This is a genomic window from Saccharopolyspora hordei (genome assembly GCF_013410345.1).
GTDB lineage: Bacteria > Actinomycetota > Actinomycetes > Mycobacteriales > Pseudonocardiaceae > Saccharopolyspora > Saccharopolyspora hordei.
This window is the reverse complement of record NZ_JACCFJ010000001.1, coordinates 810653-834641: the sequence shown is the minus strand read 5'-3', so window position 1 is coordinate 834641 and position 23989 is coordinate 810653. Positions and strand designations below refer to the sequence as shown.

Below are 23989 nucleotides of genomic sequence, written 5' to 3'. Positions count from 1 at the left end.
CAGCCGGTCGCCGCGTGGGATTGGCCGATCGGCCACCCGGCCCGACCACCTGACCGATCCGTCAGACCCCCTGCGAGCGAGACGCTTGTGGTGTCGGAGGAAACGGCGCGGTCAGTGGAGCGCCAAGTCCAGGAAGGTCGGGGTTGGAATGGTCACCACAACGCTCTCGGTCATCGGAACCGCCCTCGCAGTGGGCGTGCTGCTGCTCATGTCGGCCAGCTCGGTCATCGTGGACGTGCTGGAGCGCTTCGCGCCCCGGCGCAGCGCGGACCGGACCGTCACGGACCAGTCCCCAGGCACCGCCGGTTCAGCCGGGCGAGTTCGTCGTAGCGCGGCCGTGTCGGTGCGGGGAACGGGAAGCCACGCGGTGCTCCCCGCCGGGCACGCCGGGCCGCTTCCCTGGTGAGGGTGAACTTCGGTCGGGAGGCGCTGGTGGACGGTTCGGAGCGCAGGCAGGCCAACCGGTGGAGGGCTTCGCTGTGGTGATCGGTGATCGTGACTCGCGCGGAGTCGAACGAGTACAGCACGGCCCGGTTGATCTCGACGATCGCCCGGTCCCGCCACAGGGTTCGTTCGGTGGAGGTGTCCATGCCCAGCCGTTCGGCCACGTGGCGAGTGATGCCGTAGGCGTTCTCGTCGGCCAGCGCGCGGGTGCCGATCTCGGTCCCCACGAACCAGGTGTTGAACGGCGCGGCCGGGTACCGGATCCCGCCGATCTCCAACTGCATGTTGCTGATCAGCGGCACGGTGTGCCAGCGCAGGCCCAGCTCGACGAACCACGGGTGCTCCGGATGTTCCAGCGGCACCTCCTGCACCACGTCCCGCGGCAGGTTGATGATCTTGACCCCTTCGTGGGCGGTCTCCACCACCAGCGGCAGGTGGTCGAAGCGACCACGCTCGGTCGGCGGTTTCCAGCCCATCTGCTGCACGGCCGCGGTGAATCCGCTGTAGCGGGCGTCGCCGAGCACCCTGCCGCCGGGCCTCGCGTATCCCGCGTAACGCACGACCTGCTCGTTCCAGATGCGCGGACCGGGGTTGCCGGGGGCGTCCGGGGCGAAGACGGTCACCAGGGGTTGGATCCGGCCGCCGTTCGTGGCCAACCGCAGGTGTTCGAAGCACTCGCTGGCCACGGTCGTGGCGTCACGCAGTCCACGCAGGTCGCGCACCGTGACCTGGCGCCAGGGGACTCCGTTGGTGCACCAGCCGCTGTCGCGCAGCGCGACCCGCGCGCCGTAGGCGAGTTCAGGGCCGGTGTGCCGGTAGGTGCCGGTCTCGGCGATCGAGCGACGCACCTCGGCCAAGCGCTCGGCCAGTGAGCCGACGTGCGGGTGGGCGTCGTAGAAGGCGCGGAGGAACTCCTCGGCAGCCGTGACGTCCGTGGTCGGGCCCATCGGGAGGAGCGCGCTCGACGAGCGGCCAGCGGACTCACCTGCCCGGCGCGCACCACCGGGAGCCGGAATGGCCGGGTCTGGCTGGATCGGGATCACGTCATCACGGGCAACCGTCACGGGCCGGAAACGTAGTCGCGTTCGACGCTTGCTCGTCACTCCAGCAGCACTCTTCTTTCCGGTGAACTTCCTGGCCACGATCGCAGACGAAGTCACTCGAAGTAAACGACTTCGAGCACTTGGCTCACGAACTTGATCGCTCGATCGAACGAATCGTTATCAGTCGATCTTGCAAATCTGCTGGCCGATCGACCATGGAGCGGAATCACGGAACTCCGAAGAACGACGCTCGTCGCGTTCTCGAACAGTGGGATCCCTCGGCGGTGCCGAGCGGCCCCACGGCCTCGCCCGCCCCCACGTCCTCGAACGGTGCCGCCGGATCGCAGCCGGTCCGTTCCCGGTGCACGGCACTCCGCAACCGCGTGCGGGAGCAGACGTCAGCACCGAGCTCCTGCGGCGCTCGCCCCAGCCGACTCCACGAGCGCCTGGACCGACGCGCTCGCCGGACGAAGCACGGACTCGTTGACCACCGGCCGACGACCGTGGACCGACGCCGGCCTCGCACAGGCGCCCCGGCCGCGGACCGACGAGGACGCCCCTCGAGGAGGGCGGCTCGGCAGCCACAGCGCGGGCAAGCGCTGCCCGGACCGCGGCTCACCAGTCACGCCGCAGGCCGGCGCGGCTCGCCTGACAGCACCTTCCGAGCCCGGGACCTGTCCAGAGCCCACTCGACCGTGGCGGCCACGACGTCCCGCCGGCCACCGACCGCACGGAAGCCACCCCGCCGGAGCCACCGGACCTCCGGGACCACCGACCGGGAACCGCCCCCGCCCCGGCTCAGGCCCGCTCGAAGATGAGGTCGCGCACCACGCGCCCCTCGTCGTGCGCCCGGTTCTCGAACTTGGTGACCGGCCGCCACTCGGGCCGCGGGGCCCACCCGCCGGGCTCGTCGGCGTAGCGGTTGCGCAGCTTCGGCTCCGCCTCGCAGACCTCCATCATCTGCTCGGCGTAGTTCTCCCAGTCGGTGGCGAGGTGCAGCACCCCACCCGGCTTGAGCCGGGACGTGATGAGCTCCACCGTCCCGGACTGGACCAGCCGCCGCTTGTGGTGGCGCTTCTTGGGCCACGGGTCGGGGAAGTAGATGCGCACCTCGTCCAGCGACTCGGGCGCGACGTGGTCGCGCAGCAGCACGACCGCGTCGCCACGCAGCAACCGCAGGTTGGTGAGCTCGAGCTTCTCCGCGCGGAGCATGAGCTGGGCCAGGCCGGGCTTGTAGACCTCGACCGCCAGGTAGTTGACCTCCGGCTGGGCGGCCGCCAGCTGCGCCGTGGTCTCGCCCATGCCGGAGCCGATCTCCAGCACCACCGGAGCGGAACGGCCGAACCAGGAGTCCAGGTCCAGCGGCCCGTCCGGGAGCGCGGTCACCTCGGAACCCAGGTCGGCCCAGTGCCGGTCCCAGGCGCGCTGCTGGCCCACCGTCATCCGCTCGCCCCGCTGGACGTAGCTGACGACGGTACGACGGAAGGGAACCTGCTGGTCAGACGCGTTCACGGGGATCCAGTATCGCAAACCGGCCCCCTGCGACGGGCACCGCGGTGCTGCTCACCACGTCTCGATCTGCGGCACCATCGCGATCAGCCCGCTGACCCCCTTGATCGGGATCGGCACGGGTTCGGTGTCGCGGTGCGCGGGCACCACGTTCAGCCACCCGGTGTGCTCGTCGGTGAGCGCCACGGTGGTCGGCATGCGCATCGGAGCCCGGTCGGACGGCGCGTACTCCCAGTACCCGCTCTCACCGGTACCGGCCCAGGGCACGAACACCCAACCGGGGCGGGAGCGCAGGACCGCGTGCACCTCGTCCTCGATCTCGAACGCCGCGTCGCGCGACGGGAGTTCGCCCCGGTCGAGGGCGCGGAGCCACCAGGGTGCGGGCAGGTGGTGCTCGGCGCCGTGCAGCTTGCGGAAGAGTTCGAGGACCTGGTGTTCCGGCGCGGTGTGGATCCAGCTGGTGCGCAGTGACGCGGGTGTGGCCGCCTCCTGCGATTCCGGATGCGCTTCCGTCGCCAGGGACCACTCCAACCCGGGCACCGGCTCGAGCTGCACGTCGTCCGGCCGCCCCACTTGAAGGACCGAGCTCTCCTGCGAATGCACCATGGCCCACCTCTCTGCTGTTGAGAAAGTCGCGAGCCGCAAGCTCGCCCTCGAAACCAGCTCATGCCCCCAAGCGCCGCTGGTTCGGGACATCCCCCTACTCATGCATTACCACAACGAGTGCGGACAATGACAACATGTAGTCAATTGTGTCCGATTTCACACGTTTCGAGCGGCTTCGGGTGCATCCTGGCAGCACGGGACCGCGAGGGGGAGAGATGGGCGACCACACGATCCAACGGGTCGAGATCAACGGTGGCGTCGTCACCGGGGTGGACGGCTCCGCGTCGTCGAAGCGGGCGCTCGTCGCGGCTGCCGAGGAAGCCCGGCGGCGGGGTTCGGTGCTGCACGTGGTGCGCGCGTGGAGCCTGCGGACCGCCCCGAGACCCGCGGACTGCCCGCCGAACGTGGTGCCGAGCGTGGACCAGTTCGAGGAGACCGTCCGCGCGGACACCGAGCGGATCGTCGCCGCCAAGCTGGGGGAGCACGCGGACCTGCCGGTGGAGTACCACATCGTCCACTCGCCACCGCCGCAGGCGCTGCTGTCGGCGTCGAAGGGCGCGGACCTGCTGGTGGTCGGCCACCGCGGCCGCGGCGGGTTCGCCGGGTTGATGCTCGGGTCGGTGGCCGAGCAGTGCGTCCGCCACGCGGCGTGCCCGGTGCTGGTGGTCCGCCCCAACGTCTGACCGGGGAAAGCACAGGGCCCGGGCCATCCCCCGAATGACAGCCCGGGCCCTCCCCCGTCCCGACCGCCGGCGCCCCCGAGCGCTGCTGCAGTCGGTCGATCTCAGTTGTGCCAGCCGGCCGCGCCACCGCCAGCCCCACCGGGCGTCCACTGAGGACACACCGTGGCCGCGTCGATCATGCGCGCCGAGCGGACGACGGCTGCGGCTCGATCTTGCCGTGAATCCTATCGTCCGACGTGACCAGACTCTCGGCCGGGCTGGGTAACGTTTTGCCATCCGCCGCCCAACTGGGCATTCGAGACTTGATCATGGTGGGTTCCGCTGCGTTCACGCGTCCCGGCGCTGCACGACGACCGCCGCGACCACCCACACCGCGAGCACGATCGCCGCGAAGTAGGCCAGCGACCCCCACGGACCCAGCGGCATGCTGCTCGGCGCGTCCGACACCGCGTTGAGGAAGTTTCCGGCGTGGGTGAACGGCATCCAGTCCTGCACCGTCGGCCCGACCTCCGGGATGAGCCCGACCAGGCTCTCCACCAGCAGCGACCAGAGCAGCAGCAGCGTCACCGCGCCCGCGGTCTGCCGCAGCAGCGCCCCGACCGCGACCGCCAGCACCGCGCCGAGGGCGAACACCAGCCCGACGCCGGCCACCACCCGCCAGTCGTCCGCGGTGCGCAGCGCCAGGTCCGCACCGGGCACGAGCACCTTCGCGGTGACCCACGAGCCGAACGCGGCGAGCTCGCCGATCACGAACGCCACCAGCGCGACGAGCACCGTCTTGGCGGCCAGCGCGGCGGTGCGGTTGGGCACCGCCAGGAACGTCGCGCGGATCGTGCCGAAGCGGTACTCGGTGGTGATCGACAGCGCGGCCAGCACCAGCACCACCATCAGCCCGAACTGGTGACCCACCTGCGTCATCCGCAGCGACATCGCGCTGCCGTCCACCAACGAGGCGTACAGGGCGGCGAACCCGATGGTCACCGCCAGGGCGAGCGCGGAGCACCACCACGCCGACCGGGTGGTGAACAGCTTGGTCCGTTCCACGGCGAGCAAGGTCATCGGGCCACCCCCGGTGCGGTCGGCGCGGGCGCGCCGAGGTTCGTCTGGTACTCCACGGACTCGCTGGTCAGCCGCATGAAGGCGTCCTCGAGGGAGCCGCGCTGCGGGGTGAGCTCGTGCAGCACGACCTGGTGCTGCGCGGCGAGCTCGCCGATCCGCTCGGTCTCCGCGCCGTCGACCACCAGCGTGTCGGTGGCGGTGCTGCGCACGGCCATGCCCTCGGCGGCGAGCAGCTGCTGCAGCTCGGCCGCGCTGGGCGAGCGGACGAGCACGCTCTGCGTCCCGGCGCCGTCCACGAACTGCCGGGTGCTGCACTGCGCGATCAGCTCACCACGGCCGATGACCACCAGCTCCTCGGCGGTCTGCGACATCTCCGACAGCAGGTGGCTGGAGACGAAGACGGTGCGCCCCTCCGCGGCCAGCGCCTGCATGAACCGGCGGATCCAGTGGATGCCCTCCGGGTCGAGGCCGTTCACCGGCTCGTCGAACAGCAGGATCCCGGGGTCGCCGAGCAGCGCGCCGGCGATCCCGAGCCGCTGCGACATGCCGAGCGAGAAGCTGCCGGCGCGGCGGTGGGCCGCGTCGGCGAGGCCGACCATGCCGAGCACCTCGTCGACGCGGCGCAGCGGGATCCCGTTCGACCTGGCCAGCCAGCGCAGGTGGCTGCGCGCCGAGCGGTTCGGGTGCACCCACTTCGCGTCGAGCAGTGCGCCCACGGTGCGCAGCGGGTGCTTGAGCTCGTGGTAGGCCTTGCCGTTGATCCGCACTTCGCCCGAGGTCGGCCGGTCCAAGCCCAAGATCATGCGCATGGTGGTGGACTTCCCCGCGCCGTTCGGGCCGAGGAAGCCGGTGACCTGGCCAGGCTCGACGGTGAAGGACAGGTCGTTCACCGCGACCTTGGAGCCGTAGCGCTTGGTGAGGCCGATCGCCTCGATCATGATCACTCCTGTTGTCGAGGACAACGCCGGCGGCCCGGTCCGGGCCACGACGGCAACGATGCCTGCCGCGGGGGTGCGCCGACATCGGCCCCGCGTCTCGACCTGGGTCCGACCCAGGTCGTAGTCGTCCCCCTCCCCGAGGACGACGTGACGGTCACCACACCGCGGCACGGTTCCGGTGGGTTCCCGACGTCCGAATCCCATCGCGCCACAGGGGGTCTCCGGTGCCCGCGGGACCGTCGGGCGGGGTCAGCGGAAGAAGCGGTCGAGGACCAGCGCGGCGCCGTCGGCGGACACCGGCGGGGCCACCTCGTCGGCGGCCTCCCGCACGACCTCGGGCCCCTGGCCCATCGCCACGCCGTGCGCGGCCCACCGCAGCATCTCGACGTCGTTGTCCCCGTCACCGACGGCGAGGGTGTCCGAGCTGGGCACGCCGAGCTCGGCGCGCAGCTTCTCCAGCGCCGACCCCTTCGAAACCCCCTCGGGCGTCACGGTCACCCACGGCTCGTAGTGGTCGATGGTGTAGGTGCAGGACGGCAGCTCGACGCCGTCGAGCCGCGCGGCGAGCTCCGCGGGCGGGTGGCCGGGCCAGCTGGCGATCAGGCGCGGCACCGGCACAGCGGCCAGTTCGTCCACAGTGGTCAGTCGCTGCCGGCCCTCCAGCTGGCGCGCCGGGAACGGGGCGGTCACCCGGTTGCCGACGCCGAGCTCCTCCGCGGCGAACACCACGCCCGGCAGCCGGTCGAGGAGCTCCGCGAGCACCGGCCCCACGTCGAAGGTCTCCACCGACACCGCTTCCCGCGCGTCCACGTCCAGCCGCACGGCGCCGTTCGAGCACAGCGCGAAACCGCTGGTCAGCTCCAGTTCGTCCAGCACCGGCGTGACGCCGAGCACGGTCCGGCCGGTCGACACGACGACCTGGCCCCCGCCGGCGACGGCGCGGTGCACGGCGGCCTTGACCACGGCGGAGATCCGCTCGGTCTCCGGGTCCAGCAGGGTCCCGTCGACGTCGAGAGCGATGAGTCGGGGTTTCCACACGGCGTCGGTCACTCCGGCAGGCTATCCAGCGCGGGACGCGTCGTCGCTGGTGGGAGGCGAAGTTCACCCCTCCCCGGGCCGGACCAGCCCGGTCTCGTAGGCCAGCACCACCGCCTGCACCCGGTCCCGCAGGTCCAGTTTGGACAGGATGCGGCCGAGGTGGGTCTTCACGGTCGCCTCCGACAGGTACAGCTTCCCGGCGATCTCGCTGTTCGACAGCCCCTTCGCCACCAGCACCAGCACCTCGCGCTCGCGCTCGGTCAGCGCGTCGAGCACCGACGCGTCGCGCAACCGGCCCCCGGTCTCGCCCAGGAACCGGTCGAGCAGCCGCTTGGTGACGCTCGGCGACACCACCGCGTCGCCGCTGGCGACGGAACGCACCGCGCTGACCAGGTTCTCCGGCCGGGTGTCCTTGAGCAGGAACCCGCTGGCCCCGCTGCGCAGCGCCGACAGCGCGTACTCGTCCAGGTCGAAGGTGGTCAGCACCAAGACCTTCGCGTCGTCGGCGGCGACGATCCGGCGGGTCGCCTCGACGCCGTCGAGCACCGGCATCCGCACGTCCATGAGCACGACGTCCGGCTCCAGCTCCGCGACGAGCCGGACCGCCTCCTCGCCGTTGCCCGCTTCGCCGACGACCTCCAGGTCCTCCTGCGCGTCGAGCACCATGCGGAACCCCATGCGCATGAGTTCCTGGTCGTCCACCAGCAACACCCGAATCATGCACCAGACCGTAGCCGTGCCGGTCCGGCCGAGCGGACGAGGACCGGCAGGACGCTCACGCCCGGTCCTCGTCCGGCAGCGCGAGGGGCAGCACCGCGTGCACCCGCCAGCCGCCGCCGGGCCGGGGGCCCGCCTCGAGCGACCCGCCGTAGCCGACCGCCCGCTCACGCATGCCGATCAGGCCGTTGCCGCCCGAGGCCAGCCCGGACGGTGCCGCGGCGCCGGAGTCGACCACCTCGATCTCCACCCGCTCGCCGTCGTTGGCGACCCGGACCGCGGCCTCCGCCCCGGGCCCGCCGTGCTTGACCACGTTGGTCAGCGACTCCTGCACGATGCGGTACACGCTGAGCCCGATCCCCGTGGGCAGCTCGCCGAAGTCGCCGACCAGCTCCACCGTGGCGGTGACGCCGAGGGCGCGCACCCGCTCGACGAGGCCGTGCAGGTCGGCGGCGGTGGGCTGCGGGATGCGGTCCGGCTCGTCGTCGGAACCGCGCAGCACGCCGAGGAGTCCGCGCAGCTCGTGCAGCGCCTCCCGCCCGGTGCTGCTGATCGTCTGCAGCGCCCGCTCGGCGAGTTCCGGCTTGGTGCGCAGGGCGTAGCCGGCGCCGTCGGCCTGCGTCACCATCACGCTGACCGAGTGGGCGAGCACGTCGTGGATCTCCCGGGCGATGCGGTTGCGCTCCTCGGCGACGGCGATGCGGGCCTGCTGGTCGCGCTCGAACTCCACGGCGCGCAGCCGCCGCTCCACCTCCGCGAGGTAGGCGCGGCGGGCCCCGACGAACTCGCCCAGCAGGTAGCAGAAACCGGTCAGCATCACCAGGAACGTGATGCGCTCGAGCAGCAGCTGCCCCACGTCGTCGGTGGGTTCCTGCCCGGTGAGCAGCGGGACGAGGAACAGCACGGCGAACAGCGCCGCGTACGGCACGGCGATGCGCCGGCTCGTGCACACGACCAGCGTGTAGACCATCACGTTCGGGGCGAGGTTGCCGACCATCGTGGGCTCCCGCGCGATGGTCAGCAGCACCACCCCGAGCAGCACGGCGACCGCCGAGTGCACCGGCCAGACGCGCCGCACCGCCAGCGGCACGGTCAGCAGCACGCCTCCCGGGACGAGCAGCCAGAACACCGCGGGGTCGCTGTGCCGGTGCGTCAGGACGTCGGCGACGTAGAGCAGCGCCATGAACAGCGCGATCGCCCCGTCGCCGACCACCGGGTGGGCCCGCAGCCACAGGCTCAGTTTCCGCACGCGCCGAGCCTAGGGGTCCGCCACCTGCGGTGACGTCATCCCCGGAGCTCGTTCCGCATCAGACCGTGGTCGTACGTGCGCCCCCGCCGGAGGTTCGCTGCGTGGCAGGATGGTGCGTCGCAGAACACGCAACCACCGGCATCGAGAGGTCCGCGTTGAGCACGGCAACCGAGCACTGGCCCGGCCCGCTGTCCGCTGCTGTCTCGCGGCTGTGCACCGGTCTGCAGCCGCAGGTGTCGGAGCGGACCGCGGCGGGTTTCGCCGAAGTGCTGCGCAGGCTCGCCGCACCGTTGCAGGTGGCCGTCGCGGGGCGCATCAAGTCCGGCAAGTCGACGCTGGTCAACGCGCTGATCGGGCGGCGGGTGGCACCCACCGACGTGGGCGAGTGCACCCGGCTGGTGACCCGCTTCCAGTACGGCACGGTGGACCGGGTCGAGGTCGTGTTCCGGGACGGCAGCAAGCAGGCGGTGCCCTTCGACTCCGACGGCGGCATCCCGGCCGACCTCGGCGTCGACATCAGCGAGGTCTCGCACCTGGAGGCCTACCTGACCAACGCGGTGCTGCGCGACCTGACGGTCATCGACACCCCGGGCCTCGGTTCGCTGGACGCCGCGTCGGTGAAGCGCACCGAGGAACTGCTGGGCACCGGCGAGGACGCGGACGGCGAGCTGGACCCGGTGTCGCGCAACGCCGTCGCGGGCGCCGAGGCCGTGCTCTACGTGGTGACGCAGGGCGTGCGCGCCGACGACGAGCACGCGCTGGCGGCGTTCACCGCGGCCACCGCCAGCCGGGAAGCCGGGCCGGTCAACGCGATCGGGGTGCTGAACAAGGCCGACACCATCGAGGCGAGCACGGTGGACGGCGCGGACGACGACGTGTGGAAGGCCGCGACGCTGCTCGCCGAGCAGCAGGCCGGGCTGCTCAAGCCGAAGGTCGCCGACGTGCTGCCGGTGATCGGCCTGCTCGCCGAGACCGCGGAGTCGGGCCGGTTCACCGCCGCCGACGCCGAGGCGCTGCGCGAGCTGGCCGGGCTCGATGAGGCGACCCGCGAGACGATGCTGATGTCGGCCGACCTGTTCACCAGCTGGGAGTGCGAGGTCCCGGCCGGCACCCGCACCCGCCTGCTGGAGCGGCTGGACCTCTACGGGATCCGCTGCGCGCTGGAGGCGATCGACGCGGAGCCGGACATCACCGCGGGTGCGCTGCGCCGCCGGTTGCGGGACGCCTCCGGGCTGGCGTCGGTGCTGCACCGGCTGGACACCGTGTTCCGCGCGCGGGCCGACGGCATCAAGGCCGCCGCCGCGCTGGCCTCGGTGACCGCGCTCGCGCACTCCTCCGGTGACCTGGGGGAGCGGCAGCGGGTGCACGACGCGATCGAGGTGCTGCTGGCCAAGCCGGAAGCGCACCAGCTGCGCGTGCTGGAGGCGTTGACGCTGGTCGCGGCGGGGGCGGTGACCTTCCCGCCGGACCTGGCGGAGGAGGTCATGCGGGTCGGCAGCAGCACCGACCCGGCCGAGCAGCTGGGCCTGCCCGGGCGCCACCGCCGCGAGCTGGTCGACCACGCGCTGGAGCGGGCGAACTGGTGGCGCTCGTTCTCGTCGTTCGGCGCCACCCCGGCGCAGAGCCGCATCGCGCACGTGGTGCACCGGGCGTACTTCCTGCTCTGGCAGCAGCTCCGGGCGGGGTGATCCGCGGTGTGGAAGTGGCGGCGGAAAGATTCACCCGAAAGTGGAACCGACGCGGTTCCCGAGGCGTCCCACCCGGGCGAGGGCACATCGGACGGGGAGTGGGGGACGAACATGACCGCCGTGACCACCGACCCGCTCGGCCAGGCACTGGCCGAACGCGCGACGCTGATCCAGCTCTGCATGTACGCGCTCGACCGCGCCCGCAGCGCCGGAGTGGTGGAACGGCTGGCCGAGGGGCTCAGCGGCATCGGCGTGACCCTGGTCCGCCCCGACGGTGACCGCTTCGACCCGGCGATCCACGAGGCCGGCGGCACGACACCCACCGACGACCCGGCGCTGGACGGGATCATCGCCGAGACCGAGCTCGTCGGCTTCTCCGACCGCGACCGGGTGCTGCGCCCGCCGATCGTGACCGTCTACCAGTACCGCCGGCAGTAGCCCCGGCCCGCGGGTTCGCCCGAGTGGTACCCGCGGGCGACGCGGTTCGGGGAGAATCCCCAGGTCGACCGGATCGCGAGAGAAGGAGCTGGGCGCGCATGACGGCACCCGGTGTTGGGGTGGCTGCTGCTCTCCCGCAGCAGGTCAAGCGGACCAGGGACAAGCTCGTCGGGCTGCTGCGGGAGGTCGACCCGGAGGCCGCCGAGTGGGTCGAGGAGGTCCGCCGCAACCGCCCGGCGACCCCCAGCGTGGTCGTGGTGGGCGAGACCAACCGCGGCAAGAGCTCGCTGGTCAACGCGATGCTGGAGCAGCCCGGTCTGTCCCCCGTGGACGCTGCCGTGGCCACCGCCACCTACCTGCGGTTCGAGCACGGCGAGGAGTGGGCGGCGCACGCCTGCTACCCCGGCCGGCAGGACCCGGTGCCGTTCGACCTGGCAGAGCTGCCGAACTGGACCTCGGCGGGCCGCGAGCTGCCGGACGGCCAGCTGCCGCCGCGCTACGTGCGGATCACGGCGCCGCTGGAGGCGCTGACCGAGGTCTCGGTGGTGGACACGCCCGGCGTGGGCGGACTGGAGGAGGTGCACGGCGAGCTGGCGATGGAGGCCGCGTCCGCGGCGACCGCGCTGCTGTTCGTCGTCGACGCCTCCGCCCCGTTCACCCGCGGGGAGCTGGAGTTCCTGCAGAAGGCCAGCGAGCGGGTGGAGACGGTGGTGTTCGCGCTGGCCAAGACCGACCAGTTCCGCGGCTGGCGGCAGGTCCTCGACGAGGACCGCAAGCTGCTGGCCGAGCACGCCCCGCGGTTCGCCGAGGTGCCGATCTTCCCCGTCTCGGCCCGGCTGCAGGAGATGGCCGGCAAGGCGCCGAACGAGCAGGCGGCGCAGCTGCTGCGGGAGAAGTCCGGCATCGCGGAGCTGCGCAGCGAGCTGGAGCGGCTGATCGGCGGCCGGTCCAGGATGCTCGGCGAGGCCAACACCATGCGCGCACTGTCCACTGTGCTCGGTGAACTGGTGGTGCGGCTGGAGGGCGAGAAGCGCGCGCTCACCGTCGGCGAGGACGAGGCGGAGTCGCTGCGGGCACGTCGTGACGAGCTGACCGCGTCCCGGCGCTCGTCGACCCGCGGCTGGCAGGTCAAGCTGCGCGGCGAGGTGCAGCGCACCCGCGTGGAGACCAGCCACGAGGTGACCCGCCAGGTCCGCGACGTGCAGAACTGGTTCCGCCGCGCCATCGACACCGCCGACCGCCAGCAGCTCGCCGAACTGCCCCGCCAGGTGGACGTGGCGCTGCAGATGGCGTCCACGCGCATCGCCGCCTCGCTGTCCGAGCGGTTGACCACGGTGGCCGAGCAGACCCTGGCCGAGCTGTTCTCGGCCGAGGAGCTGGACGTGATCCGCTCGCAGTTCGCGCGCGGCGTGCAGGCGCCGATCGCGCTGCGCCCACCGGACCGGCGACCGCCGACGGCCGAGGACAAGCTGCTGGTGTTCATGGGCGTGTCCGGCGGTCTCGGCGTCGGGCGCGCGGCGGCGATGCCGCTGGCCGGCCTGGGGATCGCGGCACTGAACCCGGTGGTGCTGCCGGTGACGATCGTGCTCGGCCTGGGCGCGGGCTGGTGGATGGCCCGGACCCGCAAGCACGCGGCGGACAAGCAGCACATGAAGCAGTGGCTCACCGAGGCGATCGCCGACGCCCGGTCGGCCCTCGACCAGCTCGTCGCGGAACAGCTCATCGAGGCCGAGCAGCAGCTCTCGCTCGCCCTCGACGAAGCCCTGACCAGGCGGATCGAGGCGATCGAGGCGGAGCTGCGCGAGGTGGACAAGGCGCTGAAGATGGACGCCGCGGAGCGCAGCCGCCAGCTCCAGACGGTCAACCGCCGCCTCGCGGAGGCCACCTCGGGTCGGGAGCGGGCGGAGTCGCTGCTCGCCAGCATCCGCGACCTGCGGGACACGGCGGCGTGAGCCGTGGGTGGGGGCACTTCCGGCGGGAGGGAGGTGCCCCCACCTCAGGACTGCGGACTTCCGCCGGTCCACCCCGACGCCGTTGCTGCTCGGGCCGCTGTGGCCGGACCTGCGCCGGACTCCCATCGCGATCCCCACTGCCGCGAGTGGTCGGTGATCAGCTCGATGAGGTCGCTCCGCCAGAGCACGCTTCCTCAGGTCGTCGACCACCCCGCTCAGCGCGGTCTGCACCGAAAGCGCTGGTCAGAGGTCGTGAGTGCGTAGACCGGCTGCAACCGGCTCCTGCACTCACGACCACTGAGCTGCACGGACGCGACCTCGGCGGGTGAGACCCGGTCCGGTCCGTGGGTGGGGAGTGCGCGTCGCTCGACTCTGGTCGTGGCGGTGGGGTCGCGGGTGAGGTGCTCGCGGAGGAGGTTCCGGGACCCGGTGTGACCATGTGCTTCACCTCGGGAACCCGCGGCCCCTACCCTGCGTCCTAGGTTCTGCAGTGATCGGTGACCGAGGGGTGGCGACGTGTACATCGAGGAGCAGGGAGCCGGCGACGGCGACATCAAGGTCACCATCGACGGCGAGGAGTACACGGCCGAGGCCAACTACGACCTCGACGGCGACGGGGTGGACGAGACCGTCGCGGTGATGACCGACGACGGCTACGTCGCTTACATCGACGAGACCGGTGACGGCCAGGCCGACGTCATGCAGACGATCAACGCCGACGGGGTCGTGGTCGAGCAGGCCCGCTACGACGCCGAGACCGGCAAGTGGACCGGCGAGGCCCCGCAACAGCACCCCGGCGACGTCGACCCGCAGCAGGACCACGGCCAGGCCATGGTCATCGACACCCCGCAAGGGGACCTGCAGGTCGGGCCGGCCACCGAGGACACCGACTCCGACGGCATCGCCGACACCGCCGTGGTGACGACCGAGACCGGCGGGACCGTGCTGGTCACCGACGTGGACGGCGACGGCTCGGCCGACCAGGTCGTGGAGATCAGCGAGACCGGCGAGGTGACCATCTCGCACCACACCGGCGACGGGCAGTGGACCGTCGTGGAGCAGGGCCAGGTCAGCGGCGACGGCCAGTACGCGCCGAGCCCGGCGGCCGGCGCCACCGACGACGCCACCTGGGACCTCGACGACCCGGCCGACGATCCCGAACCCGGCGCTTCCGGAGCCGGTGCCGGGGCCGCCGCCTCCGGGGCGAGCGCCCCCGCGGCCACCGCCCGCCCCGACTCCGACGACCTCTGGGGCTGAAGCCCCGCTCCGCACCGAACCACCGCGCGGCCCGCCCGGGACCACGACCCGGGCGGGCCGCGCTGTTCCAAGCAGGACTGCCACACCCCCCGAGCCCGCGCGGGTTGCCGGTTCCGCCGAGGACCGGCAGCCACCCCGCCGGGGACCGACCGCACCTCGGCGCCCAGCACGCCCCGCACCGGGGTCGAGCCCTCCTTCGGCCCCGAGGACGACTCCACCGCACTCGACCGGGCGCCCTCGACGGCCCCGGCTGCCACCGAGACCGGCCCGCCCCTCGGCAACCGGTCTGCCCTCCGGCCACCGCTGCCCCGCTCGAACCGGATTCCCCCGGCACCCCGCTGCGACCGGGACCGGGCCTGCCCCCCGGCGACCGCGGCCGCGCCTCAACCGCCACCCTGGCGTCCCCGCCGTGCTCGAACCCGCCCCGCACCGCGACGACCTCGGGCGCCGCGAGGGCGGCTCCGGGGCGTCGGGCAACCGCCGTCCGGGGGTCGTCCGGGGTTCACCGGCCGTTCGCGCGAGAGTCCGTTTCGCCGGAAAAAGTCGGTTCCCCGGCCTTGTTGACAGCGGTATTTCCACCCCCGCGCTCCGGAACATCGCAACTTAATCGATTCCCTTATCGTTCTTGTGAGAGAACGAACAGGCTTGATCTCCTTCGCGCGCCGCTCTCCCCGCTAGCCTCGGTGCATCCCTTTTGAACCTCGCCCGGCCTCCGGGACGGGCGAAGCATTCCCTGCACACGCCGGCGGTCCCCCGTCGGTGACAGATCCGGGCTGTGGCGCCCAGTCAGGAGAAACGACGCGATGACCGCATTGACCGTTCCCGGTCTCGACGAAGCACCGACCAGGCACGAGCGCCTGCTGTCGTGGGTGCGCGAGGTCGCCGAGCTGACCACTCCCGAGCGCGTGGTGTGGTGCGACGGCTCGCCGGAGGAGTGGAAGCGCCTGACCGACCAGCTGGTCGAGGCCGGCACGTTCACCCGCCTGGAGAAGAAGCCGAACTCGTTCTACGCGGCGTCGGACCCGTCGGACGTGGCGCGCGTCGAGGAACGGACCTTCATCTGCTCCCGCGAGGAGAAGGACGCCGGGGTCACCAACAACTGGATGGACCCCAACGAGATGAAGGCGACCATGACCGAGCTCTACCGGGGCTGCATGCGTGGTCGCACGATGTACGTCATCCCGTTCTGCATGGGCCCGCTGGACGCCGACGACCCGAAGCTCGGCGTGGAGATCACCGACTCCGAGTACGTCGTGGTCTCGATGCACATCATGACCCGGATGGGCTCGAAGGTGCTGGAGCGCCTCGGTGACGACGCGGACTTCGTGCCCGCGCTGCACTCGGTGGGCGCCCCGCTGGAGCCGGGTCAGGAAGACGTGCCGTGGCCGTGCAACGAGATCAAGTACATCACGCACTTCCCCGAAGAGCGGATGATCTGGAGCTACGGCTCCGGCTACGGCGGCAACGCGCTGCTGGGCAAGAAGTGCTACTCGCTGCGGATCGCCTCGGCGATGGCCCGTGACGAGGGCTGGCTCGCCGAGCACATGCTGATCCTCAAGCTGATCTCGCCGGAGGACAAGGTCTACTACGTCGCGGCCGCGTTCCCGTCGGCCTGCGGCAAGACCAACCTGGCGATGCTGCGCCCGACCATCCCGGGCTGGCGGGTCGAGACCCTCGGCGACGACATCGCGTGGATGCGCTTCGGCGAGGACGGTCGCCTGTACGCGGTGAACCCGGAGGCCGGCTTCTTCGGCGTCGCGCCGGGCACCAACCGCAAGACCAACCCGCACGCGATGGAGACCATCGAGAAGGGCAACTCGCTGTTCACCAACGTCGCCCTCACCGACGACGGTGACGTGTGGTGGGAGGGCCTGGAGGGCGACCCCCAGCACCTCACCGACTGGAAGGGCAACGACTGGACGCCGGACAGCGACACCCCGGCCGCCCACCCGAACTCCCGGTACTGCACGCCGATGTCGCAGTGCCCGATCCTGGCGCCGGAGTGGGACGACCCGAAGGGCGTGCCGATCTCGGCGATCCTGTTCGGCGGCCGCCGCAAGACCACCGTCCCGCTGGTCAACGAGGCCTTCGACTGGCAGCACGGCGTGTTCATGGGCGCCACCCTGTCGTCGGAGAAGACCGCGGCCGCGGCCGGCAAGGTCGGCGAGGTGCGCCGTGACCCGATGGCCATGCTGCCGTTCATCGGCTACAACGTCGGCGACTACTTCCAGCACTGGGTGAACGTCGGCAAGGAGGCCGACGCCTCCAAGCTGCCGAAGATCTTCTACGTGAACTGGTTCCGCCGGGGCGAGGACGGCCGCTTCCTGTGGCCGGGCTTCGGGGAGAACTCCCGCGTGCTGAAGTGGGTCATCGACCGCATCGAGGGCAAGGCCGCCGCCACCGAGACCCCGATCGGCCGGGTCCCGACGGCGTCCGAGCTGGACCTCAGCGGTCTGGACACCCCGGCTTCCGACGTCGACGAGGCGCTCAAGGTCGACGTCGAGGAGTGGAAGGCCGAGCTGCCGCTCATCGAGGAGTGGTTCAACAAGATCGGCGACGCGCTGCCGAGCTCGATGCGGGACGAGCTGGAAGCGCTCAAACAGCGTCTCGGTAACTGACCGAGCGACCCCCGGACGGGTGGTCTTGGTGGGGCGTCGTGGGAAGCCCCACCGCCACCCGTCCGGTCTGGGACCCCCTCGAAGCGTGCGCGATCGTGCGGCGTTTCCCCAGAGGACGTGAAGTTCTTTCGGGGAAACGCCGCTTTCGTGTTCGGGCCGGCCGGATCCACGCGGTCCGGTGGAGCCGTTCGGAAAGTCCCCAACGATCAGCAACCAGACGGACACTGAGTGCGTCCCAGTGATTGCCGTCGAAGAAGGGCGCCGAACCGAGGGGGTGTGTCATGGTCAACCTGGCCATGCTGGCGTTGTCCCTGATCGCGGTCGCTGCGGTGTTCCTCGCGCTGCGCACCGAGGAGGACGAGTCGGAGGAGAAGCAGGACAGCGGTGGGTTCGACCGGATCCGCCGGGACCAGTTCACGACGGTGGAACGAGCACCGACGACGTGATCCGCCTGCACCGCCAGGTGCAGGTCGCGGTGCGGGGCTCGACGCCGTTCCACGAGCACGTCTGCGGGCGGCGCCGGGATCCCCGGCGCCGCCCGTGGTGCTCCTCGGGTCAGCTGAGCGCGTGCCGCAGCGCGTCCAACCGGTCCAGCAGGGTGCCGCCGGTGGTCGAGGCGAGAGCGCTCGCCCCGGGCTCCGGCAGCGGCAGGCCCTCGCAGGTCATGTCCGCCGGCACCCGCCCGTCGACCAGGTAGGCCTCCACCACGTCGTCCACGCACGCGTTGCCCGCACCGTAGACGCCGTGGTCGCCCTCGCCGCGCACGGTGACCAGCCGCGAGCCCCGGAACCGCTGGTGCGCGAGCTCCGCCCCCTCCCGCGCGGTCGCCGGGTCGTTCTCGGACTGCACCATGAGCACCGGCGGCAGGCCCTCGCCGGTCGGCTGCGGCAGGTCGACCTGCGGTCGGTCCCAGAACACGCACGGCTGGAAGATCGCGTAGTAGCCGTAGAGCGGGTACTTCGCGCCCTGGACCTCGGAGTCGACCACCACCGAGACGGGGTCGCCGCGGAACTCGGTGTCGTTGCAGCGGATCGAGTACAGCGTGGCGTCCATGCTGTCCTGCGGGTCGGTCGACACCGGTGTGCTCCGGGAGCTGAGCGCGGCCACGGCTCGCCCGTCCCCGGTCCCCGCGCGCAGCTCGACCAGCGCGTCACCCAGCACCGGGAAGAGCTGCTTGGAGTACATGGTCTGCAGCAGCAGGGCGTCCAGCTCGGTGGGGCCGATCGGCGGACCGTCCGGCACCGGCAGCGGTTCCTCCGCCAGCGCCGCACGCAGACCGTCCACAGTGGCCTGCACGGCCTCCGCCGTGCCGCCCAGGTGGTAGGTCGCGTCGTGCGCGGCCAGCCAGGGCCGGAGGTCTTCGCGCCAGCGGCGCTCGAAGGCCATCGGCTGCCAGGCGAACACGTCCTGCCAGGTGCCGGTGAACTCGACGTTGGAGTCGAGCACCACCTTGTCCACCGAGTCCGGGAAGGCGGTGGCGAAGTGGGCGCCGAGCCAGGTGCCGGCGGAGATGCCGTACCAGCTGACCCTGTCGTGGCCTTCGACCCGGCGCAGCAGGTCGAGGTCGGCGACGGTCTGCTCGGTGGTGACGAAGCGGCCGAGCTCGCCGCTGTGGCGCTGGCAGGCCTCGGCGAAGTCCTGGCTCATCCGCAGCAGCCGCGCGATGTTCTGCGGGCTCCGGTCGCGGAAGTCCGACCGCTCCGGCGGTTCCTGGTCCTGTCCGCACGAGACGGTGCTGCTCGCGCCGGTCCCGCGGACGTCGATGCCGTAGACGTCGAAGTGCGCGGGCAGGTCCGAGCTGCCGTCGAGCAGCGCCAGCGGCATGCCCAGCCCCGCGCCGCCCGGCCCGCCGGGGTTGGTGAACAGCGCCCGCCCGGCCGGTCCCGTCTCCGGGGACAACCGGCTGACCGCGATGCTGATCTCCTCGCCGTTGTCCGGGTCGTGCCAGTCCATCGGCGCGGTGAGCGTGCCGCACTCGAGCCGTTCCGACCCCGGCGGCAGGTCCGGCGGCAGCTCGCCGTCGAAGCAGGGCACCCACTGGACGTCCTGCTCGGCGAACCGCGCCGGGACCTCGGGCGTCGGCGCGGCCGGTTCCGCCGTCGCCGGCTGGCCGGTCGCGAGCACCACCCCCAACGCAGCGGTGACGCTCCAGGCGCGTGCTGGTCTTCGCATGCGAACCCCCTCGTGCGGTGATCGTCCGGAGATCACCCAACCAGGGGTTGATCGCGGGCAGTACTGCCGTTCGCCACGACTTCCCGTGACAGGTGTCAGGTCGTGGTGCGGCGTCCGGCTGTGCGACGTCGGCGGGGACCGGACGTCCGGCTCCCACCGGATCCGCGCAGGGACCCGCCGCGACGGTTGGGGTCAGTGCTTGATGGCGCCGGCGAGGGCGAAGGCGCCGCCGAGGGCGCGGGAGACGACCAGGTACAGCACGACCACCGGGGTCGTGTAGAGGATCGAGTAGGCCGCCAGCTGCCCGTAGGCGATCAGGCCGCCCTGGCCGAAGAAGGTGAACACCCCCACCGACGCCGGCTGCTTCGCCGGGTCGAGCAGCAGGATGAACGGGACGAAGAAGTTCCCCCACGCCGTGATGAACGTGAAGATGGCGACCACGCCCATGCCCGGCGCGATGAGCGGCAGCACGATGCTGCGCAGGGCCTGCATCGCCGACGCGCCGTCCACCCAGGCCGCCTCCTCCAGGCTCACCGGCACGCCGTCCATGAAGTTCTTCGTCATCCAGATCGCGATCGGCAGCGACGTGGCGGCCAGGAACAGCGTGGTGCCCAGCATCGAGTCGACCAGCTCCAGCTGCACGAACATGCTGTACACCGGCACCATCACCGCGGTGATCGGCAGCCCGGAGGCGAACAGCACCACGTACAGGAACGGCCGCCGGAACCGCAGCTGGTAGCGCGACAGCGGGTAGGCGCACAGCACCGCGGCCACCACCGAGATCAGCGCCGCGCCGCCGGACATCAGTAGTCCGTTCCACAGTGGACGCCCGCTCTGCTCCCAGCTGAGCACCTGCGCGAAGTTGTCCAGTGTGAACGCCTCGGGCACCTTGGCCGTCAGCGCCGCGTCGGCGTCGAACGCGGCGGTGAGCAGCCACAACAGCGGTGCGAGGAACACCAGCGCGATGACCGCGAGCACCAGGTGCACCACCACCGACGCCGACCGCCACCGGGCCACCGTCACCGCCGCCATCTAGACCTCTTCCCTCAGGCTCTTGGCGTACACCACCGCGAACGCCCCGCCGATCAGCAGCAGCACCAACGAGATCGCGGCGCCGTAGCCGATCTCGTGGAACTCGAACGCCGAGTCGTACATCAGCAGCGGCAGGGTCTGCGTCGCCGCGTTCGGGCCGCCCGCGGTGAGCACGTAGATCAGCGTGAACACCCCGATGGTCTGCAGGGTGACGAGCATCAGGTTCGTCAGCACCGAGCGCCGGATGACCGGCAGCGTGACGTGCCAGAACCGGCGCAGCGGCCCGGCCCCGTCCACCGCCGCGGCCTCCACCAGGTCGCTCGGCACCTCGGACAGCGACGCCTGGTAGACCAGCATCGAGAACGCGGTGCCGCGCCAGACGTTGCCGAGCACCACCGCGAGCATCGGCACGGTGTAGAGCCAGTCGCGCGGCTCCAGGCCCAGCCAGACCAGCACGTTGTTCAGCGTGCCGTCGGTGTTGAGGAACGCGTAGACCGCGAACGCCGCCACCAGCTCCGGCAGCACCCACGCCGAGACGACCACCGTGCCGACCGTGGTGCGCAGCCAGCGGTTGCGGTGCTGGGTGAGCACCGCGATGAGCATGCCCAGGCAGTTCTGCCCGATCACCGCCGACCCGACGGTGAACACCACGGTCAGCCACGCCGAGTTCCACAGCGCGGGATCGCTGAACAGGCGGCGGAAGTTGTCCAGCCCGACGAACTCCGGGTCGGTGGCCGCCGCGCCGGTCAGCGCCGCGTTGGTGAACGAGACGTAGAAGCTCCACAGGATCGGCCCGGCCACGAACAGGCCGAGCAGCAGCAGGGCCGGTGCCATCGGCACCAGCCACTGCCGCACCCGCACCGGCATCAGCCCGCCCTGGTGTTCGCCGGCTGCACGATGCGCGACACCTGCTGCGCCCACTCGTCAGCGACCTCCTCCGGCGGCTTGCCCGCCACCACGTCGAGAACCGCTCGCTGGATCTGCTCGGACACCTTCGGGTACTCCGGCAGCGCGGGCCGGTAGTGCGTGTTCTCCAGCAGGCTGATCCAGAACTCGTTGAGCGGGTTCGCGCCGAGCACCCGCGGGTCGGCCGCGGCGTCCGCCCGGGCGGGGAGGTTGCCGCTGGCGGCGGTGTACTCGACGACGTTGTCCTTGGTCATCGCCTGCTTGATGAACTCGAACGCGTCGTCCTTCTTCTGGCTCGAGGAGCTGATCGCCAGCGTCCAGCCGCCGGAGAGCGTCACGGTGCCGGGCGCCTGGCCGTGCTGGGTGGGCATCGGCGTGGCCGTCATGGTGTTCGCCCAGTCGTGCCAACCGGAGTCCCGCCAGTTGCCGGAGGCGAAGCTGCCGTCCAGCCGGATCGCGACCTTGCCCTGCCGGGCCAGCTCGTCCCGCTGCACCTTGTCGTACTGGGCGTCGGCGATCTGCGCCTTGCTCTGCGTGAGCCCCTCCGCCAGCGCGGTGGACAGGAAGCGCATGGCGTCGGTGAAGCCCTTGCTGGGCGCGACCCACTTGCCCTGCTGCTCGTCGTAGAGGGTGCCGGTCTCGGTGCCGTACAGCAGCATCTCGACCGTCTGCATGCTCACCGACTCGCCCTCGGCCTTGCCCAGCGGGAGGTCGATCCCGATCACGTCCGGGCGCTGCCGCTTGACCTGGCGGGCGGCGGCGAGGATGTCGTCCCAGGTGCGCGGTTTCCAGTCCGCGGGCAGGCCGACCTGGGTGAACAGCTCGCGGTTGTACCAGAGGCCGCGGGTGTCGGTGTCCAGCGGGACGCCGTAGGTCTTGCCGTCCTGCGCCTTGTCCGCCTGCTTGGTGGTGTCGATGTAGTCGTCCCAGTCCGGCCACTGCGCGAGCCGGTCGTCCAGCGGCTCCAGGTAGCCGGCCTCGACGTCGGAGTTGACGTTGAAGCTGTCCTCGTAGAGCACGTCGGGCGCGGTGGACGGCGAGCGCAGCCGCAGCTGGAGCTTGGACAGGTACTCGCCCTCCGGGGCGACCACCGGGTCCAGCTTCACCTCCTTGCCCGGGTGGGCCTGCTCGTACTGCTGCTTGACCCGCTGCATCCACTGGTCGACCTGCAGCGTGTTGCCGTATCGGTGGTAGGCGACGCTGATCGTGTTCGGATCGTCGGCCGCGCCGCCTCCGCAGGCGGCCAGCGACAGTCCCAACGTCGCGGTGAGGAGCACGGACATCGCTCTGCGCCGGTGCATCGCGAGCCTCCTGCCATCAGTGGTTGCGCACGGCTTGAGATCCGGATCACACTCTGGGGTAGTTAAATCCACTCGATGGAACAAGTCAACGATCTCGCCGCCACCCGCTGAGGAGCACCCATGGCGAAAGCGTCTTGGCAGGGCACGAACCTTCCCCGCGTGGGCGGCTTCAACCGAGCGGTCGTGCTCGACACCATCCGGCGCCGCGGCGAGATCAGCCGGGTGGAGCTCGCCCAGCGCACCGGGCTGACGGCGCAGACGATGTCCAACATCGTCCGGGCGCTGATCGACGACGGCCTGGTCACCGAGAACGGCCACGCCCCGTCCACCGGCGGCAAGCGCCGGGTGCTGCTCAAGGTGGTGGCCGACGCCTACTCGTCGGTGGGACTGCACCTGGACCCGGAGCGGATCACCGGCGTGCTGCTGGACATGGCCGGCGGGGTGCGGCTGCGCAGCACCCGGCGGCTGCCCGACGACGCCGCGCCCTCCGCGGTCGCCTCGGCCCTGGCGCGGACCCTGCAGCAGCTCGTGCGCCGCTCCGGGATCGACGAGGACCGGGTGCTCGGCGTCGGGCTGGCGGTGCCGGGACCGCTGGACCCGGACCACCGCCGGGTGCTGTCACCACCGAACCTGGCCGGGTGGGGGACGGTGCCGCTGGCCGACATCGTCGCGGAGCGGGCGGGGCTGCCGGTGGTGATGGACAACGACGCCACCGCGGCGGCGATCGGCGAGCACTGGGCCGGCGGCGAGCACCGCGCGGGCTCGTTCATCTACGTCTACTGGGGATCCGGCGTGGGCATCGGCGTGGTGCTGCACGACCAGGTGCACCGCGGCGTCAGCGGCAACGCCGGCGAGATCGGCCACCTGCACAGCGGCGGCGGCCGCGGGTGCCACTGCGGTCGGCGGGGGTGCCTGGAGACGCACTGCTCGATGCGCGCGATCGTCGCCGACTGGCGCACCGCGGGCGGCGACCCGTCCGGACCGACCATCGCGCAGTCCTACGAGCAGCTCTGCCGCCACGCCGCTGACGGCGACACCGCCGCGGTGAAGGTGCTGCGCGGCGCGGCCACCAAGCTCGGCCAGGCGCTGGCGTCGGTGGTCAGCGTCCTCGACGTCGACCGGGTCGTGCTCGGCGGCCCCGCGCTGCGCCACGTCGCCGACCTGGTGCGCAGCCAGGTGTCGAAGGTGCTGTCCAAGCAGGTCTGGGCCCCACAGGTCCGCCCGGTCCAGGTGTCCCCGGCGCTGATCGGCGAGGACGCCGGAGCGGTGGGCGCGGCGTCACTGGTCCTCGACCACGCCTACTCGCCCCGGCTCGCGACGCTGCTGGGGACGTGACGGT

Annotated in this window: 20 protein-coding genes; 8 read left to right on the top strand and 12 right to left on the bottom strand. The window is 71.7% G+C overall.

The genetic code is table 11. The annotated features are described in order from the left end of the window. Positions 1-278 precede the first annotated feature (278 nt). From HNR68_RS03920 to HNR68_RS03910, 3 genes are all read right to left on the bottom strand, one after another. The gene (locus tag HNR68_RS03920; RefSeq protein WP_179717713.1) at positions 279-1391 is read right to left on the bottom strand and encodes a nitric oxide synthase oxygenase; all 1113 of its coding nucleotides are present in this window, start codon (positions 1389-1391) and stop codon (positions 279-281) included. 894 nt (positions 1392-2285) lie between these two features. Further along, positions 2286-2930, bottom strand: a complete 645-nt coding sequence (trmB, locus tag HNR68_RS03915; protein ID WP_218888624.1) for a tRNA (guanosine(46)-N7)-methyltransferase TrmB — start codon at positions 2928-2930, stop codon at positions 2286-2288. A gap of 120 nt (positions 2931-3050) precedes the next feature. Continuing rightward, positions 3051-3602: a hypothetical protein gene (locus tag HNR68_RS03910; RefSeq protein WP_218888189.1), complete on the bottom strand. Its 552-nt coding sequence runs from the start codon at positions 3600-3602 to the stop codon at positions 3051-3053. A 215-nt stretch (positions 3603-3817) separates the two neighbouring features. On the opposite strand from HNR68_RS03910, the gene HNR68_RS03905 reads away from it, so the two are divergent. Next, entirely contained in the window at positions 3818-4285 is a 468-nt protein-coding gene (locus HNR68_RS03905) for a universal stress protein (RefSeq protein WP_179717709.1), read from the top strand. A 327-nt stretch (positions 4286-4612) separates the two neighbouring features. Here HNR68_RS03905 and HNR68_RS03900 read toward each other — a convergent pair whose 3' ends face one another. The 5 genes from HNR68_RS03900 to HNR68_RS03880 form a co-directional block, all read right to left on the bottom strand. Continuing rightward, on the bottom strand, positions 4613-5344 hold the full coding sequence (locus tag HNR68_RS03900; protein WP_179717707.1) for a hypothetical protein: 732 nt from the start codon (positions 5342-5344) through the stop codon (positions 4613-4615). Further along, on the bottom strand, positions 5341-6282 hold the full coding sequence (locus HNR68_RS03895; RefSeq protein ID WP_179717705.1) for an ABC transporter ATP-binding protein: 942 nt from the start codon (positions 6280-6282) through the stop codon (positions 5341-5343). Before HNR68_RS03895 ends, HNR68_RS03900 begins: the two co-directional genes overlap by 4 nt. A 249-nt stretch (positions 6283-6531) precedes the next feature. After that, positions 6532-7332, bottom strand: coding sequence for an HAD-IIB family hydrolase (locus tag HNR68_RS27360; protein ID WP_179717703.1), 801 nt, complete (start codon positions 7330-7332; stop codon positions 6532-6534). A gap of 51 nt (positions 7333-7383) precedes the next feature. Further along, entirely contained in the window at positions 7384-8040 is a 657-nt protein-coding gene (locus HNR68_RS03885) for a response regulator (protein ID WP_179717701.1), read from the bottom strand. Positions 8041-8095: 55 nt separating this feature from the next. After that, a complete protein-coding gene (locus HNR68_RS03880) occupies positions 8096-9286 on the bottom strand; it encodes a sensor histidine kinase (protein ID WP_343049914.1) in 1191 nt (396 codons plus the stop codon). 155 nt (positions 9287-9441) lie between these two features. Here HNR68_RS03880 and HNR68_RS03875 point away from each other — a divergent pair, with 155 nt between their 5' ends. The 6 genes from HNR68_RS03875 (at position 9442) to HNR68_RS03850 (ending at position 17685) form a co-directional block, all read left to right on the top strand. After that, positions 9442-10974, top strand: a complete 1533-nt coding sequence (locus HNR68_RS03875) for a dynamin family protein (protein ID WP_179717699.1) — start codon at positions 9442-9444, stop codon at positions 10972-10974. Between the two features lie 111 nt (positions 10975-11085). Beyond that, positions 11086-11412, top strand: a complete 327-nt coding sequence (locus HNR68_RS03870; protein WP_179717697.1) for a nucleotide exchange factor GrpE — start codon at positions 11086-11088, stop codon at positions 11410-11412. A gap of 98 nt (positions 11413-11510) precedes the next feature. Next, positions 11511-13364, top strand: a complete 1854-nt coding sequence (locus tag HNR68_RS03865; RefSeq protein ID WP_179717695.1) for a dynamin family protein — start codon at positions 11511-11513, stop codon at positions 13362-13364. A gap of 516 nt (positions 13365-13880) precedes the next feature. Further along, positions 13881-14621, top strand: coding sequence for a DUF6802 family protein (locus tag HNR68_RS03860; protein WP_179717693.1), 741 nt, complete (start codon positions 13881-13883; stop codon positions 14619-14621). An 803-nt stretch (positions 14622-15424) separates the two neighbouring features. Next, entirely contained in the window at positions 15425-17239 is a 1815-nt protein-coding gene (locus tag HNR68_RS03855) for a phosphoenolpyruvate carboxykinase (GTP) (RefSeq protein WP_179717691.1), read from the top strand. 281 nt (positions 17240-17520) lie between these two features. Further along, complete coding sequence (locus tag HNR68_RS03850) at positions 17521-17685, top strand: hypothetical protein (RefSeq protein WP_179717689.1); 165 nt, start codon at positions 17521-17523, stop codon at positions 17683-17685. 109 nt (positions 17686-17794) lie between these two features. Here HNR68_RS03850 and HNR68_RS03845 read toward each other — a convergent pair whose 3' ends face one another. From HNR68_RS03845 to HNR68_RS03830, 4 genes are all read right to left on the bottom strand, one after another. Next, complete coding sequence (locus tag HNR68_RS03845) at positions 17795-19411, bottom strand: alpha/beta hydrolase (protein WP_179717687.1); 1617 nt, start codon at positions 19409-19411, stop codon at positions 17795-17797. A gap of 192 nt (positions 19412-19603) precedes the next feature. Then, the gene (locus tag HNR68_RS03840) at positions 19604-20443 is read right to left on the bottom strand and encodes a carbohydrate ABC transporter permease (RefSeq protein WP_179717685.1); all 840 of its coding nucleotides are present in this window, start codon (positions 20441-20443) and stop codon (positions 19604-19606) included. Then, entirely contained in the window at positions 20444-21310 is an 867-nt protein-coding gene (locus HNR68_RS03835) for a carbohydrate ABC transporter permease (RefSeq protein WP_179717683.1), read from the bottom strand. Then, positions 21310-22650 (bottom strand): extracellular solute-binding protein, encoded by a 1341-nt coding sequence (locus HNR68_RS03830; protein WP_246330383.1) that lies wholly within the window; start codon positions 22648-22650, stop codon positions 21310-21312. Before HNR68_RS03830 ends, HNR68_RS03835 begins: the two co-directional genes overlap by 1 nt. A gap of 120 nt (positions 22651-22770) precedes the next feature. Here HNR68_RS03830 and HNR68_RS03825 point away from each other — a divergent pair, with 120 nt between their 5' ends. After that, on the top strand, positions 22771-23985 hold the full coding sequence (locus HNR68_RS03825) for an ROK family transcriptional regulator (protein ID WP_179717681.1): 1215 nt from the start codon (positions 22771-22773) through the stop codon (positions 23983-23985). Positions 23986-23989 lie beyond the last annotated feature (4 nt).

What these genes read in the sequence shown, in the direction of transcription:
- HNR68_RS03845 (WP_179717687.1), bottom strand. Translation starts at nt 19,411, where the DNA reads ATGCGAAGACCAGCACGCGCCTGGAGCGTCACCGCTGCGTTGGGGGTG.
- HNR68_RS03840 (WP_179717685.1), bottom strand. Translation starts at nt 20,443, where the DNA reads ATGGCGGCGGTGACGGTGGCCCGGTGGCGGTCGGCGTCGGTGGTGGTG.
- HNR68_RS03885 (WP_179717701.1), bottom strand. Translation starts at nt 8,040, where the DNA reads ATGATTCGGGTGTTGCTGGTGGACGACCAGGAACTCATGCGCATGGGG.
- HNR68_RS03855 (WP_179717691.1), top strand. Translation starts at nt 15,425, where the DNA reads ATGACCGCATTGACCGTTCCCGGTCTCGACGAAGCACCGACCAGGCAC.
- HNR68_RS03865 (WP_179717695.1), top strand. Translation starts at nt 11,511, where the DNA reads ATGACGGCACCCGGTGTTGGGGTGGCTGCTGCTCTCCCGCAGCAGGTC.
- HNR68_RS03900 (WP_179717707.1), bottom strand. Translation starts at nt 5,344, where the DNA reads ATGACCTTGCTCGCCGTGGAACGGACCAAGCTGTTCACCACCCGGTCG.
- HNR68_RS03825 (WP_179717681.1), top strand. Translation starts at nt 22,771, where the DNA reads ATGGCGAAAGCGTCTTGGCAGGGCACGAACCTTCCCCGCGTGGGCGGC.
- HNR68_RS03910 (WP_218888189.1), bottom strand. Translation starts at nt 3,602, where the DNA reads ATGGTGCATTCGCAGGAGAGCTCGGTCCTTCAAGTGGGGCGGCCGGAC.
- HNR68_RS03870 (WP_179717697.1), top strand. Translation starts at nt 11,086, where the DNA reads ATGACCGCCGTGACCACCGACCCGCTCGGCCAGGCACTGGCCGAACGC.
- HNR68_RS03830 (WP_246330383.1), bottom strand. Translation starts at nt 22,650, where the DNA reads ATGCACCGGCGCAGAGCGATGTCCGTGCTCCTCACCGCGACGTTGGGA.
- HNR68_RS03905 (WP_179717709.1), top strand. Translation starts at nt 3,818, where the DNA reads ATGGGCGACCACACGATCCAACGGGTCGAGATCAACGGTGGCGTCGTC.
- HNR68_RS03835 (WP_179717683.1), bottom strand. Translation starts at nt 21,310, where the DNA reads ATGCCGGTGCGGGTGCGGCAGTGGCTGGTGCCGATGGCACCGGCCCTG.
- trmB (WP_218888624.1), bottom strand. Translation starts at nt 2,930, where the DNA reads ATGACGGTGGGCCAGCAGCGCGCCTGGGACCGGCACTGGGCCGACCTG.
- HNR68_RS03850 (WP_179717689.1), top strand. Translation starts at nt 17,521, where the DNA reads ATGGTCAACCTGGCCATGCTGGCGTTGTCCCTGATCGCGGTCGCTGCG.
- HNR68_RS03920 (WP_179717713.1), bottom strand. Translation starts at nt 1,391, where the DNA reads ATGGGCCCGACCACGGACGTCACGGCTGCCGAGGAGTTCCTCCGCGCC.
- HNR68_RS03895 (WP_179717705.1), bottom strand. Translation starts at nt 6,282, where the DNA reads ATGATCGAGGCGATCGGCCTCACCAAGCGCTACGGCTCCAAGGTCGCG.